Consider the following 18,108-nt stretch of genomic DNA (forward strand, 5'->3'; position numbering starts at 1 on the left):
TCTTACTCAGTAATTCTTTTCTTTAATTCAAATCCTAAGTCAATTATACCTAAGATTCTTGCCAAATAAAGACCCATTATCGGAAAAAATACAACGATAAGGATACTAACAATCGGCACTGCTTTTGATTTAGTCTTCACATAACTGTAATGAAAAATGAATGACAAGCCTTGTAAAATTAGCAGAATTCCCGCTAAGTGCGAAACATTTACTAATATCATCTGACTAAATCCGCTGTCTCAAATGAAAAATGAAAAGATCAAAGTAAGAAAATATATCCATAAGATAAGTTTAGGTAATTGGAAATTTCGAAATGGAGGAAAAAGATACTTCTCCAAAAGTTTGCGATTCATCCATTTGTAGCATAACCATTGTGTGATAATGGCAAGTATCATGGAGATCACTACTAAAACTACCGGCAAAAGTTGCAGAAAACCTGCCATTTGCTCTCTTAATAAATTAAGATTCTCTGCAGATAACTGCTGCATTCCGATCACTTGTATCATTTGTTCAGTCATTTCAATCGAGTCATCCATTGCATTCAGGTAGGATTCTCTTATGGAAACACCCAATACCGCTTCAACAAACAGATAAACTCCGACTAATCCCAGCAGGAATCCTAATGTCCCTTTTGACCATGTCTCGTATGGATGCTGCTTTTTTTTCATAGAAAAACCTAACATAATTCCACTTACTATCGCAATCAAACTGTTCGGTATCGATAAAACTGGAAAAATGACGATACTGACGATAATCAAGAGGGCAACCGCAAGCGAAAATAAACTTCGATTATATTGTAACAGCAAAAGCACAATGGGAATCGGAAGCAGGAAGATCGTTATAAATCCTAATAACGGGATCAGCCCGCTAATTAGCAGTAAACCAATATAGAACAAAATATATAGGAAGTATTGAGTATTGATTGATTTTTCATTCATTACTTTTCCCCTTTTCTTTTAAGACCATATATCTTAAAATTATAAACCATGTATCGACAGTATGCTATTAGAATCCCTTTGTTTCAAAATGGATATTCTTCCTTTTTCCCTATACGAACAGGTCATCATTCCAGTATAATAAAGTGAGACTTTGATCAGTGGGCACTACAGACCGTTAGTGCTTTGATAAAATCAGCAATAACAAAAGGAGGAAGCAATATGGTAAAGACAATTATTTTCGACCTTGATGATACACTGTTATGGGATAAGAAAAGTGTGAAAGAAGCCTTTGTTGCGACATGCAAGCAGGCAACAGAGAAGTACGATATTGATAATGAGAAACTGGAGGAAGCAGTCCGGGAACAAGCCAGACAGCTATACCAAGGTTACGAAACATATGAATTTACCCAGATGATAGGAATTAATCCTTTTGAAGGTCTCTGGGGCAATTTCCTTGATGATCATACATACTTTAAAAAAATGGCAGAGATCGTTCCAAATTACCGAAAAGACGCCTGGACAAATGGCTTAAAGCAAGTTGGAATTGATGATGCAGAATTTGGTGCATATTTAGCTGAGCAGTTCCCGGAGAATCGCAAAAAAAATCCATTCGTCTATGAGGAAACATTTGATGTATTAAAGAAATTACACGGTAACTATCAGCTGATTATGCTGACAAATGGATCACCAGATCTGCAAAATACCAAATTAACAATCACCCCTGAGTTAAAGCCTTATTTTGACTATATTATTATCTCTGGAGACTTTGGTAAAGGAAAACCTGATGCCGGCATTTTTGAGCATGTCTTAAAAACAGCGGATGCGGACAAAGAAGATGCGATTATGGTTGGTGATAACTTAATGACAGATATTCTTGGTGCAAACAGAGCAGGCATAAAGAGTGTCTGGATTAACCGCGAAAATAAGACACCGACAGATGTGAAGCCAACTTATGAAATTAAGCATTTGGAAGAACTGTTTGATATTATTTAACTTTTAGGATGCTGTTTGGAGGGAGCCGATAACTTGTTCCAAAAAGAGATATGCCATTTATCATCCTATTAGTAAAAGATAACTCCTCTTTCCTTTTATCTATCTCTTCTTGGGGAGTAAATTAAAAAATCAAATGCGTAAAAAACGAGCTCCCTATTGTGTCTGAATTGATTGACCACATAGGTGAGCTCGTTTCCTTTCTATTAAAGTTCCATTGCTGTTAATTTTTCAATTTCATCAATTTGTTTTAAAGCTTCGATCTCTTCTTCTTCTAAATTCTTATCAACCGTCAGAATCATAATTGCTTCCCCGCCGACATCAGAGCGGCCCACTTGCATTGCACCAATGTTAATATCCTTTTGAGCGAACATTGTTCCAACTTTACCAATTACCCCTGGGCGGTCATTATGCTTGATCACAACTAAGTTACCTTCAGGGACAACATCAACTGTATAGGCATCAACCTGAACAATACGAGGTGCTAAACCATTTAATAACGTTCCTGCAATAGAACGAGTAACATCCTTTGTCTTCACTTCTACTTTTAGTAAATTTGTAAATCCTTTTGGTGTGGAAGATTTATTTTCATTTACTTGAATACCTCGTTTTTCTGCTAAGTAAGAAGCATTTACATCATTCACATGATCACCTAGGTGTCGTTTGAGAAGACCTTTGATTGTATTGCGTGTTAATGGAGCAACTTCCATTTCTGTTAATTCACCAGAATAAGAAATATTGATTTCTTCAATTACACCAGTTGCCAGATAGGTTAAAAATGTGCCTAATTTTTCAGACAAATGGAAGTATGGTTCGATTTTATTTAATACTTCTTTCGGTACAGAAGGCAAGTTAACTGGATTGCGTGCTACTCCCTCTGTTAAGTAACGAACAACATCATGGCTGACATCTATTGCTACATTTTCCTGTGCTTCTACCGTACTTGCTCCCAAGTGTGGTGTAGCAATAACTTCCGGTAATTCCAATAAACGGTGATCCGTTGCTGGCTCTTCCTCAAACACGTCTAAAGCAGCCCCTGCGACCTTCCCTGATTTAACTGCATCATATAATGCGTCCTCATCAATAATCCCACCACGGGCACAGTTAATAATTCGAACGCCATCTTTCATTTTTGCGAAAGCTTCTTTATTGATTAAATGTTTCGTTTCTTTAATTAATGGTGTATGGACTGTAATAAAGTCAGCTACTTTAATAACATCCTCTACAGAACCGAAATCAACACCCAATTTATCTGCTCTGTCTTTTGTTAAAAACGGATCATATGCAATTACATTCATGCGTTGGCCTTTAGCACGAGCCGCTACTTCTGCACCGATACGTCCCATACCAATTACACCTAGTGTTTTTCCTTTTAACTCTACCCCAACATGCGTCTTACGATCCCACTTTCCATTCTTCAATGCTGCATATGCCTGAGGAATTTTTCGAGCTAAAGACATTAACATTGCGACAGTATGCTCAGCAGCTGAGTTAGTGTTTCCGTCTGGTGCATTAACTACAATTACCCCATATTCTGTCGCTGCACTTAAATCAATATTATCTACACCGACACCTGCACGGCCAATGATCTTTAATTTCTTCGCCTGGCTGATAATATCTCTTGTTACCTTTGTTTGACTGCGGACAAGCAGTGCGTCATATTCGCCGATTTTCTCTGCCAGTTCATCTGCTGATAAGCTTGTCTGGACATCTACTTCAATATTATCTGCTGCTCTTAATGGTTGAATTCCATCTTCACTTAATGGATCGCTTATTAGTACTTTAAATGCCATAATTGTTGTCCCTCCATTTTTATCCCTATATTAGTGATACGTGAAACATTTCACTTTATATCATCTGGCCTATCTACTTCTGTTTCCATTATAACATCATTCTCTGAGCGGGTGCGATGATAAATTGTTTGAATTAACTAAAAATTTCGTTATACTCATAACCATTTGATTTATCATTTTTTTCTATCATAGCAGAATGATTATGTTTGTCAAGATTTAAACGATAATAATTCGGTTTTTTAGATAAAAATGGTCTATTAATTGCCTGTTTTCACATTTTACTAACGAAAAACCGAACATTATTTACTGAAGGAAAATTTACCCTCTTTGATTTACTTTTCTTATGACTGGATTTTAATCCCTATTTTGCCATCCCATGTTTATCGCTAAGTATTTTACTCTTGTTACCAGCATTCTGAACAAAATCAATTAGCAAAGAGGAAATAATAACAGTTAAGAATGAATATACAATACGATGATAGGAAATGTAAGAAAGGGACATGATCAATACCATCAGATCTGTTGCTAAATAAACTACCGAAATCCTCAAGCGTGTAAGTTTATGAATGGTCAGTACGAATGCATCATCCCCTCCACTGGATCCTCCTTGCTTTACCACTATGCCTACTCCCAACCCAACAAGTAAACCTCCCAATATAGATGCAATTAAAGGGATCGAAGAGAGATCAGGCAGTATCGGAGGAAATTGCTCCCATAACCTCATGAATCCAGCTAATGATAAAGATGCTGCTATTGATAGCTTGATAAAGTCCTTTCCCATATACTTAAAAGCCAAAAGATAAAAAGTCAGATCAAGCAATAGCGAAATAGTAGATGGTGAGATACCCAGCCAATAATTAAACAACAATGTTAACCCTAGGATTCCCCCTTCCGTTATATTTGATTGCTGATGAACGTTATATAATCCAAAAGAGATGAATGCAGTGCCAAGTAGAATTTTTACTATCTTCTCCTGGGTGAATAACCTTTTATTTGTGTGAAATAAATATTTACTAAACAATAAATCTCAGACCTTTCCTTTGAGCTCAACAGAGGCATGTATTCTATGCTAAACTCTGGTACAATACTAAGGTCAAATGATAAATCTTATCTAATAAAGGTGAAAAGATGAAAAATTCCTATAAAATAAATGAAATAGCGAAACTTTACGGTATCGGTGCTGATTCCCTGAGATATTATGAAAAGATTGGTGTTCTGGTCCCTCAGCGTGATACAAATGGTTATAGACTTTATGGTCTGAAAGATATTTACAAGATAAATATTATACGCGATTTACGCCAACTGGACTTCTCCATGAAACAGATAAAGTTTTATCTGGATAACCAGAGCATTGAAAATACACTCGATTTGTTACATCAAGAACAAGCGCTTATTGAGATACAGCTCGAGAAGCTTAAGAGCAATCAGTACAAAATTAATGAGAGAATACAATTCTTATCATCTGCCTTACAAGTAAGACCAAATGTCATCACTGTTAAATCACTGCCAGACCGTCCTTGTTTGCAGTTAAAAACAAGGATTACAAGAGACGAAGAAATGGACTTCGCTATCAAACAACTTCACCAGAAACACGAGAGCGAGATCCAGGATTTTGGTAATCAGTCTTATGGCGCATCTATTTCTGTTGCAGATCTTGATAATGGAATAAAAGATGTATTTAATTCCGTATTTTTTATTCTGGATAATCATAAGTCAAATGAGTATGATTTTGTTCTCCCGGAAGGAGTATATCTTTCTCTCTACTATCGGGGTGATTACAGTCAAAGTTATGATAAAGTTCTTAAGATTACTGAATACGCAAAAGCGAATAACTACGATTTATTAGGTGATCCATTCGAAATATATGAAATAGATAATCGTGATACGATGCGTAGTGAAGAGTTTCTAACAGAAATCCAAGTACGAGTTAAAGAAAGAGATCTGCAATAAGAGCTGAATTTATATAGGGGGATTTTTGCTGGATCACGATCCATGTGAATAGCTGTTCCGCTTTCGCAATCTGGCAATTCTTCAGTTTGGAAACACTACCTTCGTATTCTGGTTTACTAAGCATTAGAAAGAAAGCTGGAAATGGATATTAGTTGAAATCTGGGGGTAAATAATAAAAAAGGCACCACAGGAGAGAAACCCCTGAAGTGCCTTTTTCTATTATTCGCTCACGTATGGCAATAAAGCCATTTGACGAGCACGTTTGATTGCTCTTGTCAATTTACGTTGGTATTTTGCAGAAGTTCCTGTTACACGACGAGGAAGAATCTTTCCACGTTCTGAAACGAAACGTCTTAATAAGTCAACATCTTTATAGTCAATGTGTGTAATTCCGTTCGCTGTGAAGAAACACACTTTACGACGCTTAGCGCGTCCACGACGAGCTGCCATTATTCATAACCTCCTTTAATGCTTAAAATGGTAAGTCATCATCAGAAATATCAATTGGCTCTCCGCTATCCTGGAAAGGATTATCGCCATTGTTATTTCCCTGATTATTTGAATTATTTTGATTGTTGTTTTGATTATACTGATTCATTTGGTTTTGGTTTGATTGATTCTGGTTTTGATTGTAACCTTGAGAACCTTGACCACCAGGCTGTCCACCTTGTGAGCCGCCTTTAGATTCAAGGAACTGAACAGAATCAGCAACAATTTCTGTTACAAAAACACGTTTCCCATCAGGATCATCATAGCTTCGTGTCTGAACACGTCCATCCACACCAATTAAACTTCCTTTGTTCATGAAATTGGCTAGGTTTTCAGCTGGTCTTCTCCATACGACACAGTTAATAAAGTCTGCTTCACGCTGTCCTTGCTGATTAGAGAAAGGACGGTTAACTGCAATGGTAAAGTTAGCTACAGCTACTCCGCTTGGTGTATAACGTAAGTCTGGATCTTTCGTTAACCTGCCGACAAGTACGACACGATTCAACATCAGAACCACTCCTTATTATTGATCATCTTCACGAACTGCGATGTAACGAATTACATCATCAGAGAACTTCGCTTGACGATTGAATTCATTAATTGCTGCTTCGTCACCTTTGAAGTTAATAACTACATAGTAACCATCACGATAGTCATTGATTTCATAAGCAAGGCGTTTCTTGCCTACTTCTTCAACTTTTTCGATCTCCGCACCGTTATCAGTAAGGATTCCGTTAAAACGCTCGATTAAAGCAGTTTGGGCATCCTCTTCGATATTTGGGCGGATGATGTACATAATTTCATATTTATTCATCCGTTTGCACCTCCTTTTGGTCTTAGCGGCTCTATATTAGAAAATAGAGCAAGGAGTAATATACGTCATTACTCACAATAAGATATTATACCAAATACTGCATACCATTGCAAATATATTTTAAATAAATATGTCTACAGGTGATTCAGACTATACGTTAAAGCGGAAATGCATGACATCTCCATCTTTCACCAAGTACTCTTTTCCTTCTAATCTAACTCTGCCTTTTTCTTTTGCTGCCTGCATCGATCCAGCTTCTGTCAGATCATCATAAGACACGGTTTCCGCACGAATAAATCCTTTTTCAAAATCACTATGAATAATGCCAGCTGCTTGTGGTGCTTTAATGCCTTTTTTAAATGTCCATGCACGTACTTCCTGCTCACCTGCAGTAAAGTATGTTGCCAGGCCAAGTAATTGATAAGTTGCTTTGATTAATTGATCCAGACCTGATTCAGGTATGCCCAACTCCTGAAGGAACTCTTCTTTCTCTTCTCCTTCTAATTCAGCAATTTCGGATTCTACCTTAGCACTTACCACAATTACTTTTGCTTCGTCTTTTTCAGCGAAGTCTTTCACCATTTGCACATACTCATTATTGTCTGCATCCAGTAATTCATCTTCTCCTACATTTGCTACATAGAGGACAGACTTGCTTGTGAGCAGATGAAGGCCTTTGACAAGCTTCTCTTGCTCTTCTGTGAATTCCACTGCTCTTGCAGGGATTTCCTCTTCAAATGCTTCCTTCAACTTAGACAGTACATCAAATTCTGCCAAAGCTTCTTTATCTTTTTGCTTTGCCAGTTTTTCCACACGCTGGACTCTTTTTGACACTGTTTCCAAATCTGCCAAAATCAATTCTAGATTAATTGTTTCAATATCAGAGATAGGATCTACTTTCCCGCTGACATGTGTAATGTTATCATCCTGGAAACAACGGACAACATGACAAATAGCGTCAACCTGACGAATATGGGAAAGGAACTGGTTGCCTAACCCTTCACCCTTACTCGCCCCTTTTACGATTCCTGCAATATCTGTAAACTCAAACGCTGTTGGAATGGTTTTCTTTGGTTTTACTAGTTCTGTTAACTTTTGTAATCTTGTATCAGGTACTTCTACAATCCCTACATTGGGGTCTATCGTACAAAAGGGATAATTTGCTGATTCTGCTCCAGCTTGTGTTATTGCGTTAAATAAAGTTGACTTACCCACGTTAGGTAAACCAACGATTCCTGCTGTCAATGCCATTAAACTTTCACTCCTTAAGGATTACCGTCCATATGAACGTTTCGGTCATACCAATTATAGATTTACTTATCATGATTGACAAGTTTTAAAAATAGCTTTTTATCGCTGCATAACTTACGGAATACAGTGTTTTTATCATCTATTAATATATTCTCTTCCATTCATGCTGCTAAAGTTAAAAATTTGTTCCACGTGAAACATTTTTACTCTTCAGCACTTTGGATTACTTTTTTCATTTTCTGTTCAAACCTTCTTCTTGGTAACATTACACTATGGCCGCATCCTTCACATTTTATGCGGATATCCATCCCCATTCGGATGATTTTCCAGCGGTTTTCTCCACATGGATGGGCCTTTTTCATTTCTACAATATCATTTAATTGAAATTCTTTCTTTTCCATTCCATCACCTTCTTGCTCCATCGATTCATTCTTCTATTATAATATAGAAAAGAAATAAATCATAACGTATCCTTTGAGAATTTGTTAAAACTTAATGGAAAAAGTAATATAGCTGCTAATAATACCAAATTGACAATTCCATATACAGGATAGATCCAGGCAATTAGATTGGAAAATCCTAATTGTGTCAGTGGTAGTAAGATGATCACAGTTGCTGTTGCGATCTTCCATATTTCTATAGAGGTGAATGATTGAATCCTTGTCACAATCCCTAATAAACCTGAGATGGCAGTCGTAAAAATTGCAGCCCATAATAAAATTGTCATCACAATATAAGTATAGGCAGGATAATTTTTTAATATAGCAAATAAGGGAATTTCATATAATATAATTATCTCCGAGATCTGGATTAAACTATTATTGTAAATATAAGAGATTATGCCTAAGATAAGCCCGCTCCCAACGCTGGCTATCCAAATTTCACCCTTTGTTTTAATCTTTTCACCAATTGCTCCAAGGACAGCTAATATGGATAAAATATTAAGAGCAGTAAACGTAAAAGCAGCATACCAATTATGCTGGTGCCCCCAATCAATTATAAAACTCAGCTGTTGATCAATACTGTACATAATTAAAATGGACATTAAACCAAAAATCAGGATTGGCAACAGCCATATATTTAATGTGACCACACCTTGAACACCGCGGATAAATACAATAATCATAATACAGACAATAAAAATAATTCCAATCCATGATGGAATTGAAAAAGCTTCAAACGTGGCCCCACTTCCTGCTATCATGACAACAGTTGTAGAAACCAGATAAAAGAAGATGAGTATATCATAATATTTAGCAGTTTTTTTACCCATTAATATTTCTAATACAGTGAAATAACTGGTAGTTTTATGCAGGTAACTTATATGCATAATAATATAAACACCAATAATGAATAACAAGGTGAAAAGCACGATAGCTAGTCCACTTTCATGGCCAAAAAATTGCCAAAGTTCTCTTCCAGAAGCATAACCCGCACCAATCATTGTCCCAATTATTAAAAACATCCATTTCAATCCAGATTTCCACATAGCTATTCCCCCATCTTGCTACATACTTTTTAAAATTGAATGTAATAGCAGATAATATAAAAGTATGCATCAATTGCCCATGCTATGAGGATTTATGTATGGATCTGGTTAAAACTTAGAGGAAATAATGATAACCAAAGAAAAACAGAATAAATAAAACGATAGATGGTAAAAAATTGCCTATCTTTATCTTCGTCAAATTTAAGATATTTAAACCGATTGCTAATATTAATAAACCGCCAAGTGCTGTCATTTCTGAGATAAATATATCCAGAAAATTATCTGGAATCCATTTGTTAATTTGTACTGCAAGCAATGCAATGGTACCTTGATAGACTACTACAGGAATAACAGAGTAAATAACGCCATACCCAAGTGTTGACGATAATACCATCGCCATAAAACCATCTAAGAAGGATTTTGTTATGAGTACTTCATGGTCACCTCGTAATCCTCCATCTAATGCACCAATAATGGACATTGCGCCAATGACAAATATCAAGGTGGCGGTGATAAAGCCTTCTGTCAGGTTGCCTTTATTTTCTTTACTAACCTTTCGTTCCAATTTTTGACCAATCCGATTTAATTGGTCCTCTAACTGTATAGCAGTGCCGATAATCGAACCAATGAGTAAGCTTAACAGAATCAGCACGATATTGTCTGCCTGAATTGCCATCTGTAATCCTATTAAGGCAACGACTAATCCGATTCCCTGAAGCGCGGTAGTCTTAATCCGCTCCGGTATGTTTCTGAATACTAAACCGATCAATGTGCCAATAATAATCAGCACCCCATTAACTAAAGTCCCATACAATTCCATTAACTCACTCCATTCTTATAAAGGCAAGATTAAACATGAAGAAGCCTGATCTTCTCAAACGAAAGAGTGATCAGACTAGCTCCATTTATTTAAATGTTAACTTTCCATTTTATCCAAAATCCGGTTCAAATCATCTTCGGAAAAGAATTCAATTTCTATCTTACCTTTTCGTTTGCCCCGATTAATTTTCACATTTGTTCCAAAGTAATCTTTCAGATGATTCTCTTTTTCTTCAAGGAAGATATCTTTCTTTCCTTTCTTTTCTATCTTCTTTCGTTTCTGTTCATTCAATGTTTGGATTAATGCTTCCACTTGCCTTACATTTAATTTTTCTGTTGATATTTTATTGGCTAAAGGTATCATCTTTTCTTTATCTTTCAGTCCAAGTAATGCCCTGCCGTGCCCCATAGAAATTGCGCCATGATTAATTTTCGCAATGACTTCCTCTGGCAGACTCAGAAGACGAATTAGATTAGCGATGTGTGAACGGCTTTTTCCCAATCTTTGTGCCAATGTCTCTTGAGTAATACCTAATTCATTTATTAATCGGTCATACGCATTTGCCTCTTCAATCGGAGTTAAGTCTTCGCGCTGTATATTTTCTAATAAAGCAAATTCCATCATCTGGTCATCTGTTAATTTTTTAACAATTGCCGGAATTGTTTTTAAATCCGCTTCTTTAGCAGCTCTGTATCTTCGCTCACCAACGACTATCTCATATCCTCGTAGACTTTTTCTTACTATAACTGGTTGAAGAATTCCATGTTGCAATATGGATTCCTTAAGTTCTTCAATTGCATCTGCTTCAAATACTTTCCGAGGTTGATATGGATTAGGGCGACATTTCGCTAATGAGATTTCTTCAATCTTTTCATCTGGATCCTCGTCCATTCCAGGAAAAAAAGCATCCAAGCCTTTTCCTAACCCTTTAGCCATTAGCAATCACTTCCTTTGCTAAATCTAAGTATACTTCTGCCCCTTTTGACTTTGGATCATAAGTAATAATTGGCTGGCCATGACTCGGTGCCTCACCCAACCTTATGTTTCTTGGAATAATAGATTGGTAAACTTTACTCTGAAAATACTTCTTAACTTCTTCAATCACTTGTAGTCCTAAATTTGTTCTGGCATCAAGCATTGTTAACAGCACACCTTCTATTGCCAGATCCTGGTTTAAATGTTTTTGTACTAAGCGGATTGTATTGAGTAATTGACTCAATCCCTCCAGTGCGTAATACTCACATTGAACAGGAATTAATACTGAATCTGCAGCAGTTAATGCATTAATTGTTAATAATCCTAATGATGGAGGGCAATCAATAATGACAAAATCATAATGATCTTTTACACTGTCAATCGCCTTTTTCAACCGGATTTCCCGAGATATAGTTGAAACTAATTCAATCTCTGCCCCTGCTAATTGGATTGTTGCAGGGATTACATCTAAGTTAGCGATTTTTGATTGGACAACTACATCAGCTATTTCTATATCATCGACTAATATATTATAAACACATGAATCTACATCTGCCTTATTCACCCCTAGTCCACTTGTGGAATTCCCTTGTGGGTCAATATCTACTAAGAGTATTTTTCTATCTAAATGTGCCATGCATGCACTCAGATTGACAGATGAAGTAGTTTTTCCTACGCCGCCTTTTTGATTAGCTATAGCAATGACTCTTCCCATGACGTCACCTACCTCTTGCAACTTTTCAAATTTTCTATTCTATTATAACACTGATATTTTTATTTTTTCTTAAAAATTACAAATTTCAACTTATTTTTTATTTTAATTATAGATTCGCCTTTTTATAAGTCTTTCTGATGGTGAATTTACCTGAATTACAACTATTTCTCTCTTAACACACATAAAAATTCACCCATCTTTTTGTGTAGATGAGTGAAGGATGTTTATTTCTTCTTAGGAATTTTAATCGTTATTTGATAATAATCTTCAAGATCTTGTTCGTCTGTTTCAAGATCTATACCTGTTTCAGAAACCATGTCTAGTGATTGCCTGATTGTATTCATAGCAATTCTCATATCCTTATTGATTCCTTTTAGTCTTGGTTTCTTTTTCGGTTTAGTAGTATCTAGTAACTTTTCAATATGTGCTTCTGTCTGCTTAACATTTAAATCTCTTTCTATTATATTCTGCAGAACTTTCAGCTGCTGTTCTTCCTCTTTCAGCAGTATTAATGCTCTTGCATGTCTTTCGGTTATCTTTTTTTCCATTATTGCCTGATGAACTTCTTCCGGCAATTTTAATAACCGCATTTTATTAGCTATTGTTGACTGGCTTTTTCCCAGCCTTTGTGCCAGTGCTTCTTGTGTTAATTGATGCAATTCTATTAATTTGGAATATGCCTTAGCTTCCTCTATTACTGTCAATTCTTCCCGTTGCAAATTTTCTATTAATGCAACAGAAGCAGTCTCTTTATCTGACATTTCCCGAACAATTGCCGGAATCTTGTCCCAATTCAGACTAGTTGCCGCTCGCCAGCGACGCTCACCTGCGATAATCTCATATTGATCTTCTGAATTCTCTACTGGTCTTACTACAATTGGCTGAATAAGCCCATGCGTATGGAGTGTCTGTGCTAATTCTTTGATTTTTTCATCATCAAAAATAGACCTTGGCTGATACTGATTTGCTTGTATATTAGCTATAGGAAGAAAAATAACCTCATCATGGTCAACTGTTACTTCTTCTTCAATAGTTTCTATGTCATCCGCTTTATCTCCCATACCAAATAACCGACCAAATGGGTGTAACATAAAAAAACACCACCTTTATAAAACTTAACCGAAATAATATAAACTAATGATTGCAGATAAGCACCTGCTTAGCATCCTGTGAACCTTTTCAGCAATAATGATAGTTGGAGCTAAGCTAGCCATATCAGTTAGAAAAACTTGCTTTAAATCGGAAAGCAAGTCAAAGAAGCCGATCTATATTCCAAGTGTTTCACGTGGAACATAGCAAATATATATCTACTTCTATATTTTATCATAAATAAATTGAAATAAGATAGTAAAATATTCGTAATATTTACTTTTCCCAACAATATTTTCAGCTAAATATTAAGATAGTGGTGTTTTGTTTGGAACACCCGGCTTGCGAGGGTATTTCTTTGGTGTTTTTTTGCGTTTATTTAAAACAACGATGTTCCTTTCCCCATTATCCTCAGGTAACTGAAATGTTTCTATTCTGTCCATTTTGCCGCCAAGTAATTCGATTGCAGCATCTGCCTCCTCCATTTCCTGGGCCGCATTGGCACCTTTCATGGCAATAAAGACACCATTTGTGCGAACTAATGGCAGACATAATTCACTTAAGACAGACATCTTAGCAACTGCACGGGCTAAAACGACATCATAATGGTGGCGGAATTGTTCATCCTGCCCAAATATTTCTGCCCTGTTATGATAAAATGACACCCCTTGCAATTTTAAGTTTGCTGCCAAATGGTTCAAGAATGTGATTCGCTTTTTTAATGAATCAACAATTGTCACCTTTATATTGGGAAAGCAGATTTTTAACGGGATACTGGGAAAGCCTGCTCCAGCCCCTACATCACATAATTGGATGTCCTGGGTAAAATCAAAATAAAATGCAGCCGAGATGGAATCATAAAAATGTTTTACAAAAACCTCTTCTTTTTCAGTAATGGCAGTTAAATTCATTTTTTCATTCCACTCAACCAGTATTTCATAATACTTTTCGAATTGAGCTACCTGATAATCAGATAACTCAATTCCTTTTTGTTTTAATTGCTCACGAAAAGCATTTACATTCATAGAAATATATGCTCCTTTTCATTAATGCCTAGTCATTATTCATTGGAAACTTTTGCAACATTTCCTTGTTCAATATAGACAAGCAAAATGGAAACATCAGCAGGGTTAACGCCGGCTATTCTGGAAGCTTGTGCAACAGATAACGGACGTACCTTTTTCAATTTTTCTCTTGCTTCTGTTGCTATCCCAGTAATGGCATCATAATCAATATTATCGGGAATTAACTTATTTTCCATTTTCTTCATTTTTTCCACTTGTTGATTTGATTTGGCGATATATCCTTGGTATTTGATCTGGATTTCAATTTGCTCTTTTACATCTGCAGCTAATTCTTTGTCAGCAGGGCAAACTTTGTCAATAAGCCTATACGTTACTTCTGGCCGCTTTAGTAAGTCAAATGCTAAAATACCATCTTTCAGTCTTGTACTACCGATTTCTTCCAACAATGTCTGCAATTGTTCTGTCGGTTTCAGACGAACTTCCTGCAAACGGTTTTTCTCTTCTTCAATAAGACGTTTTTTCTCTTCAAATTTATTGTAACGCTCTTCCGGGATTAGTCCAAGTTTATAACCAATGTCTGTTAAGCGTAAATCTGCATTGTCATGTCTTAATAATAGACGATACTCCGCACGGGATGTCAATAAACGATATGGTTCGTTTGTTCCTTTTGTCACCAGGTCATCAATCAGCACACCAATATATGCTTGTGAACGATCCAAAATAAGTGTCTCTTTATTCAATGCTTTCGCTGCTGCATTAATCCCTGCCATAATTCCCTGGCCAGCCGCTTCTTCATAACCAGAAGTTCCGTTGATTTGTCCTGCAGTAAATATACCTTCCACATTCTTCACTTCTAATGTTGGCCACAATTGGGTAGGCACTACAGCATCATACTCAATCGCATAACCTGCACGCATGATCTCTGCTTCTTCCAACCCAGGAATGCTTCTTAATATTTCTCTTTGTACATATTCGGGTAAGGAGGTTGATAATCCTTGCACATATACCTCTTCTGTATTTCTTCCTTCTGGCTCTAAGAAAATTTGATGACGGGGTTTATCATGGAAACGAACTATTTTATCCTCAATTGATGGACAATAACGTGGTCCGGTTCCTTTAATCATCCCGGAATACATTGCAGATAAACCAAGATTATCATTAATAATTCCATGCGTATTTTCATTTGTATAGGTTAACCAGCAAGGAATTTGATCCGTAATGGCTTCTGTTGTTTCATAAGAAAAATGCTGTGGATTCTCATCCCCTGGCTGAATTTCTGTTTTACTGTAATCAATCGAATGATTAATGACACGTGGCGGTGTACCTGTCTTAAAACGAACTAATTCAAAACCGAGCTCTTCAAGGTTTTCTGCTAATTTCACACTTGCCCGCTGATTATTCGGACCACTTTCATAAGAGATATCGCCAATAATCACACGACCGCGCATAAATGTACCTGTTGTAATAATAACCGATTTCGCACGGTATAATGCTTTCGTTTCTGTAATAACACCCTGGCATTTACCGTCTTCTATTACTAACTTCTCTACCATCCCTTGTCTTAAGGTAAGATTTGGCGCCTGTTCTAGCATTTTTTTCATTTCCTGAATATAAAGAGGTTTATCCGCCTGGGCTCTTAAGGCTCTTACAGCAGGCCCTTTTGCTGTATTCAGCATCCGCATCTGGATATACGTTTTATCAATTACTTTCCCCATTAATCCGCCAAGCGCATCTACTTCACGAACAACTATCCCTTTTGCCGGACCGCCTATTGATGGGTTACATGGCATGAACGCAATCATATCAAGGTTCATTGTGAGCATTAATGTCTTTGCACCACGACTTGCAGCAGCATAGGCCGCCTCTACCCCAGCATGTCCTGCACCGATAACTATTACATCATATTGACCAGCTTCATAAGTTGACATCGCTGATTCCTTCTTTCTATTTCAATTATTTTCCGAGGCAGAATTGTGAGAACAGTTGATCAATTAAACTATCCTGCACTGTATCCCCAACAATTTCACCAAGTAACTCCCATGCTCTTGTTACATCTATCTGAACTAAATCAATTGGCATATCTGCATCAATTGCTTCTTTTGCATCTTCTAATGCTTGCATTGTTTGCTGCAATAACTGAATATGGCGTACATTTGAAACATAAGTCAAGTCCCCTGCATCAATGTCGCCTGCAAAAAATGTCGCAACAATTGCTTCTTCTAACTGATCAAGACCTTTATCTTCAATCAATGCTGTCGTAATCACTTTTTGATTACCAGCTAATTGTTTCACTTCCTCTAAATCTAAGGCTTGCGGCAAATCTGTTTTATTCACAATAACGATAAATTCCAGTCCATTGACTGCCTCAAATAATTGCCTGTCCCCTTCTGACAGTTCTTCACCATAATTTAATACAAGCAAAATTAAATCTGATTCTTTCAAGGCCTGACGGGATCTCTCGACACCAATCTTCTCCACAATATCCTCTGTTTCACGTATCCCAGCCGTATCAACAAGTCGCAAAGGAATACCTCTGATATTTACATATTCTTCGATAACATCCCTTGTTGTACCAGGAATGTCTGTTACAATCGCTTTTGTCTCGTGAACTAATGCATTCAACAGAGAAGATTTCCCAACATTCGGTCTCCCAATAATGGCTGTTGCAATTCCTTCGCGCAATATTTTACCCTGTCGTGCCATACTAAGCAGGCGTTCCACTTCCTGGTGTACCTCGACTGTTTTTTCCCGTAATAATTGATGGGACATCTGCTCCACATCATCATATTCTGGGTAATCAATGTTCACTTCCACATGTGCGACTGTTTCAATTAAGGATTGACGCAATTGCTGGACTAATTTTGATAATTTCCCATCTAACTGCTTCAATGCAATGTTCATTGCTTTGTCTGTTTTTGCCCTGATCAAATCCATTACTGCCTCTGCCTGGGATAAGTCAATTCTTCCATTTAAGAAAGCTCTCTTCGTAAATTCACCAGGTTCTGCTAAACGCGCCCCTCTTGATAAGACAAGTTCCAGTAAACGATTGACAGATGCTAAACCGCCATGGCAGTTGATTTCAATTACATCTTCTTTGGTAAACGTCCTTGGTCCCCTCATGACAGTTACCATAACTTCCTCGACCATTTCATTTGTATTGGGATCAATTAATTTACCATAATGGATCGTATGAGAGTCAACAGTTGCTAAATCTTTGCCATCAAACAAAGGATTGACGATCTTAACTGCTTCTTCTCCACTTAAACGCACAATGGCAATGGCCCCTTCCCCTATTGGAGTCGATATTGCCGCAATTGTATCTTTTTCCATTATTATTTCACCTCCAAACATACATTTTTTTATCTATTTTAATAACCCTGTAACTTCTTTTATAAAAAAACTACCACTAACTTATTAGAATATCACAACACGACCCCTTTTGAAAAGATATCCACACTAATTTTATTGTTTTATATTCCGGAGCAATTATCCACATGTGAATAACTTTTTTTAAAAAAAGTGGTTTCTCTCTTCGTAAGTTGCAGGGTGTGAATAAACTTTGTTTATCATTATCGGAAAATTCTCATAGATGGCAGAAATGAATGGAGGGAAATAAGACCTGAAGATATAAAAAAAAGTAATGGCCAGATTAACTAACCATTACTTTTTATCATTATTATTTAACTGGATGGATTACAACATACCGATTTGGTTCAGATCCTTCTGAATCAGTCGTTATCTTACGATTATTCTGCAATGCAGTATGAATG

The 18,108-nt window shown here is 36.7% G+C and carries 18 protein-coding genes and 1 pseudogene; 2 read left to right on the top strand and 17 right to left on the bottom strand.

The window, feature by feature from the left end; genetic code table 11:
- Nucleotides 1-2: 2 nt before the first annotated feature.
- Nucleotides 3-938, bottom strand: a pseudogene (locus tag F9U64_RS10020) (DUF2232 domain-containing protein).
- A gap of 219 nt (nucleotides 939-1,157) precedes the next feature.
- Between F9U64_RS10020 and F9U64_RS10025 the strand changes: the two are divergent.
- Entirely contained in the window at nucleotides 1,158-1,931 is a 774-nt protein-coding gene (locus tag F9U64_RS10025; RefSeq protein WP_153402983.1) for an HAD family hydrolase, read from the top strand.
- 203 nt (nucleotides 1,932-2,134) lie between these two features.
- On the opposite strand, the gene serA is transcribed toward F9U64_RS10025, so the two are convergent.
- A complete protein-coding gene (gene serA, locus F9U64_RS10030) occupies nucleotides 2,135-3,721 on the bottom strand; it encodes a phosphoglycerate dehydrogenase (protein ID WP_153402984.1) in 1,587 nt (528 codons plus the stop codon).
- A 361-nt stretch (nucleotides 3,722-4,082) separates the two neighbouring features.
- Nucleotides 4,083-4,742 carry a YitT family protein gene (locus F9U64_RS10035; protein ID WP_153402986.1) on the bottom strand — a complete coding sequence of 220 codons (660 nt, stop codon included), beginning with the start codon at nucleotides 4,740-4,742 and terminating at the stop codon, nucleotides 4,083-4,085.
- A 107-nt stretch (nucleotides 4,743-4,849) separates the two neighbouring features.
- Here F9U64_RS10035 and F9U64_RS10040 point away from each other — a divergent pair, with 107 nt between their 5' ends.
- Nucleotides 4,850-5,671 carry a MerR family transcriptional regulator gene (locus F9U64_RS10040; RefSeq protein ID WP_153402988.1) on the top strand — a complete coding sequence of 274 codons (822 nt, stop codon included), beginning with the start codon at nucleotides 4,850-4,852 and terminating at the stop codon, nucleotides 5,669-5,671.
- A 219-nt stretch (nucleotides 5,672-5,890) separates the two neighbouring features.
- Here F9U64_RS10040 and rpsR read toward each other — a convergent pair whose 3' ends face one another.
- The 14 genes from rpsR to F9U64_RS22975 all read right to left on the bottom strand — a co-directional run bounded on the left by rpsR (nucleotide 5,891) and on the right by F9U64_RS22975 (nucleotide 18,095).
- A complete protein-coding gene (gene rpsR / locus F9U64_RS10045; protein ID WP_153402990.1) occupies nucleotides 5,891-6,121 on the bottom strand; it encodes a 30S ribosomal protein S18 in 231 nt (76 codons plus the stop codon).
- A gap of 22 nt (nucleotides 6,122-6,143) precedes the next feature.
- A complete protein-coding gene (gene ssb / locus F9U64_RS10050; RefSeq protein WP_153402992.1) occupies nucleotides 6,144-6,668 on the bottom strand; it encodes a single-stranded DNA-binding protein in 525 nt (174 codons plus the stop codon).
- Nucleotides 6,669-6,683: 15 nt separating this feature from the next.
- Complete coding sequence (rpsF, locus tag F9U64_RS10055; protein ID WP_153402994.1) at nucleotides 6,684-6,974, bottom strand: 30S ribosomal protein S6; 291 nt, start codon at nucleotides 6,972-6,974, stop codon at nucleotides 6,684-6,686.
- A 150-nt stretch (nucleotides 6,975-7,124) separates the two neighbouring features.
- Entirely contained in the window at nucleotides 7,125-8,225 is a 1,101-nt protein-coding gene (gene ychF, locus F9U64_RS10060) for a redox-regulated ATPase YchF (protein ID WP_153402996.1), read from the bottom strand.
- Between the two features lie 203 nt (nucleotides 8,226-8,428).
- Complete coding sequence (locus F9U64_RS10065; RefSeq protein ID WP_153403098.1) at nucleotides 8,429-8,626, bottom strand: DUF951 domain-containing protein; 198 nt, start codon at nucleotides 8,624-8,626, stop codon at nucleotides 8,429-8,431.
- Nucleotides 8,627-8,685: 59 nt separating this feature from the next.
- Entirely contained in the window at nucleotides 8,686-9,714 is a 1,029-nt protein-coding gene (locus tag F9U64_RS10070) for a YkvI family membrane protein (RefSeq protein WP_153402997.1), read from the bottom strand.
- A gap of 115 nt (nucleotides 9,715-9,829) precedes the next feature.
- Entirely contained in the window at nucleotides 9,830-10,534 is a 705-nt protein-coding gene (locus F9U64_RS10075) for a DUF554 domain-containing protein (RefSeq protein ID WP_153402999.1), read from the bottom strand.
- 96 nt (nucleotides 10,535-10,630) lie between these two features.
- Nucleotides 10,631-11,470, bottom strand: a complete 840-nt coding sequence (locus tag F9U64_RS10080; protein ID WP_153403001.1) for a ParB/RepB/Spo0J family partition protein — start codon at nucleotides 11,468-11,470, stop codon at nucleotides 10,631-10,633.
- Complete coding sequence (locus F9U64_RS10085; RefSeq protein WP_153403003.1) at nucleotides 11,463-12,224, bottom strand: ParA family protein; 762 nt, start codon at nucleotides 12,222-12,224, stop codon at nucleotides 11,463-11,465. The genes F9U64_RS10080 and F9U64_RS10085 overlap by 8 nt, the downstream gene beginning before the upstream one ends.
- A 224-nt stretch (nucleotides 12,225-12,448) precedes the next feature.
- The gene (gene noc / locus F9U64_RS10090) at nucleotides 12,449-13,315 is read right to left on the bottom strand and encodes a nucleoid occlusion protein (RefSeq protein WP_153403005.1); all 867 of its coding nucleotides are present in this window, start codon (nucleotides 13,313-13,315) and stop codon (nucleotides 12,449-12,451) included.
- 306 nt (nucleotides 13,316-13,621) lie between these two features.
- A complete protein-coding gene (gene rsmG, locus F9U64_RS10095) occupies nucleotides 13,622-14,338 on the bottom strand; it encodes a 16S rRNA (guanine(527)-N(7))-methyltransferase RsmG (protein WP_153403007.1) in 717 nt (238 codons plus the stop codon).
- A 35-nt stretch (nucleotides 14,339-14,373) separates the two neighbouring features.
- Complete coding sequence (gene mnmG / locus F9U64_RS10100; RefSeq protein WP_153403008.1) at nucleotides 14,374-16,266, bottom strand: tRNA uridine-5-carboxymethylaminomethyl(34) synthesis enzyme MnmG; 1,893 nt, start codon at nucleotides 16,264-16,266, stop codon at nucleotides 14,374-14,376.
- Between the two features lie 25 nt (nucleotides 16,267-16,291).
- Complete coding sequence (mnmE, locus tag F9U64_RS10105) at nucleotides 16,292-17,668, bottom strand: tRNA uridine-5-carboxymethylaminomethyl(34) synthesis GTPase MnmE (protein ID WP_153403010.1); 1,377 nt, start codon at nucleotides 17,666-17,668, stop codon at nucleotides 16,292-16,294.
- A gap of 346 nt (nucleotides 17,669-18,014) precedes the next feature.
- A complete protein-coding gene (locus tag F9U64_RS22975; protein WP_407647313.1) occupies nucleotides 18,015-18,095 on the bottom strand; it encodes a hypothetical protein in 81 nt (26 codons plus the stop codon).
- Between the last annotated feature and the right edge of the window lie 13 nt (nucleotides 18,096-18,108).

The organism is Gracilibacillus oryzae (assembly GCF_009498735.1).
Taxonomy (GTDB): Bacteria; Bacillota; Bacilli; order Bacillales; family Amphibacillaceae; genus Gracilibacillus; species Gracilibacillus oryzae.

Excerpts from the sequence above, each read along its gene's own strand:
- F9U64_RS10025 (WP_153402983.1), top strand. The coding sequence starts at position 1,158 with ATGGTAAAGACAATTATTTTCGACCTTGATGATACACTGTTATGGGAT.
- serA (WP_153402984.1), bottom strand. The coding sequence starts at position 3,721 with ATGGCATTTAAAGTACTAATAAGCGATCCATTAAGTGAAGATGGAATT.
- F9U64_RS10040 (WP_153402988.1), top strand. The coding sequence starts at position 4,850 with ATGAAAAATTCCTATAAAATAAATGAAATAGCGAAACTTTACGGTATC.
- rpsR (WP_153402990.1), bottom strand. The coding sequence starts at position 6,121 with ATGGCAGCTCGTCGTGGACGCGCTAAGCGTCGTAAAGTGTGTTTCTTC.
- ssb (WP_153402992.1), bottom strand. The coding sequence starts at position 6,668 with ATGTTGAATCGTGTCGTACTTGTCGGCAGGTTAACGAAAGATCCAGAC.
- rpsF (WP_153402994.1), bottom strand. The coding sequence starts at position 6,974 with ATGAATAAATATGAAATTATGTACATCATCCGCCCAAATATCGAAGAG.
- ychF (WP_153402996.1), bottom strand. The coding sequence starts at position 8,225 with ATGGCATTGACAGCAGGAATCGTTGGTTTACCTAACGTGGGTAAGTCA.
- F9U64_RS10065 (WP_153403098.1), bottom strand. The coding sequence starts at position 8,626 with ATGGAAAAGAAAGAATTTCAATTAAATGATATTGTAGAAATGAAAAAG.
- F9U64_RS10070 (WP_153402997.1), bottom strand. The coding sequence starts at position 9,714 with ATGTGGAAATCTGGATTGAAATGGATGTTTTTAATAATTGGGACAATG.
- F9U64_RS10075 (WP_153402999.1), bottom strand. The coding sequence starts at position 10,534 with ATGGAATTGTATGGGACTTTAGTTAATGGGGTGCTGATTATTATTGGC.
- F9U64_RS10080 (WP_153403001.1), bottom strand. The coding sequence starts at position 11,470 with ATGGCTAAAGGGTTAGGAAAAGGCTTGGATGCTTTTTTTCCTGGAATG.
- F9U64_RS10085 (WP_153403003.1), bottom strand. The coding sequence starts at position 12,224 with ATGGGAAGAGTCATTGCTATAGCTAATCAAAAAGGCGGCGTAGGAAAA.
- noc (WP_153403005.1), bottom strand. The coding sequence starts at position 13,315 with ATGTTACACCCATTTGGTCGGTTATTTGGTATGGGAGATAAAGCGGAT.
- rsmG (WP_153403007.1), bottom strand. The coding sequence starts at position 14,338 with ATGAATGTAAATGCTTTTCGTGAGCAATTAAAACAAAAAGGAATTGAG.
- mnmG (WP_153403008.1), bottom strand. The coding sequence starts at position 16,266 with ATGTCAACTTATGAAGCTGGTCAATATGATGTAATAGTTATCGGTGCA.
- mnmE (WP_153403010.1), bottom strand. The coding sequence starts at position 17,668 with ATGGAAAAAGATACAATTGCGGCAATATCGACTCCAATAGGGGAAGGG.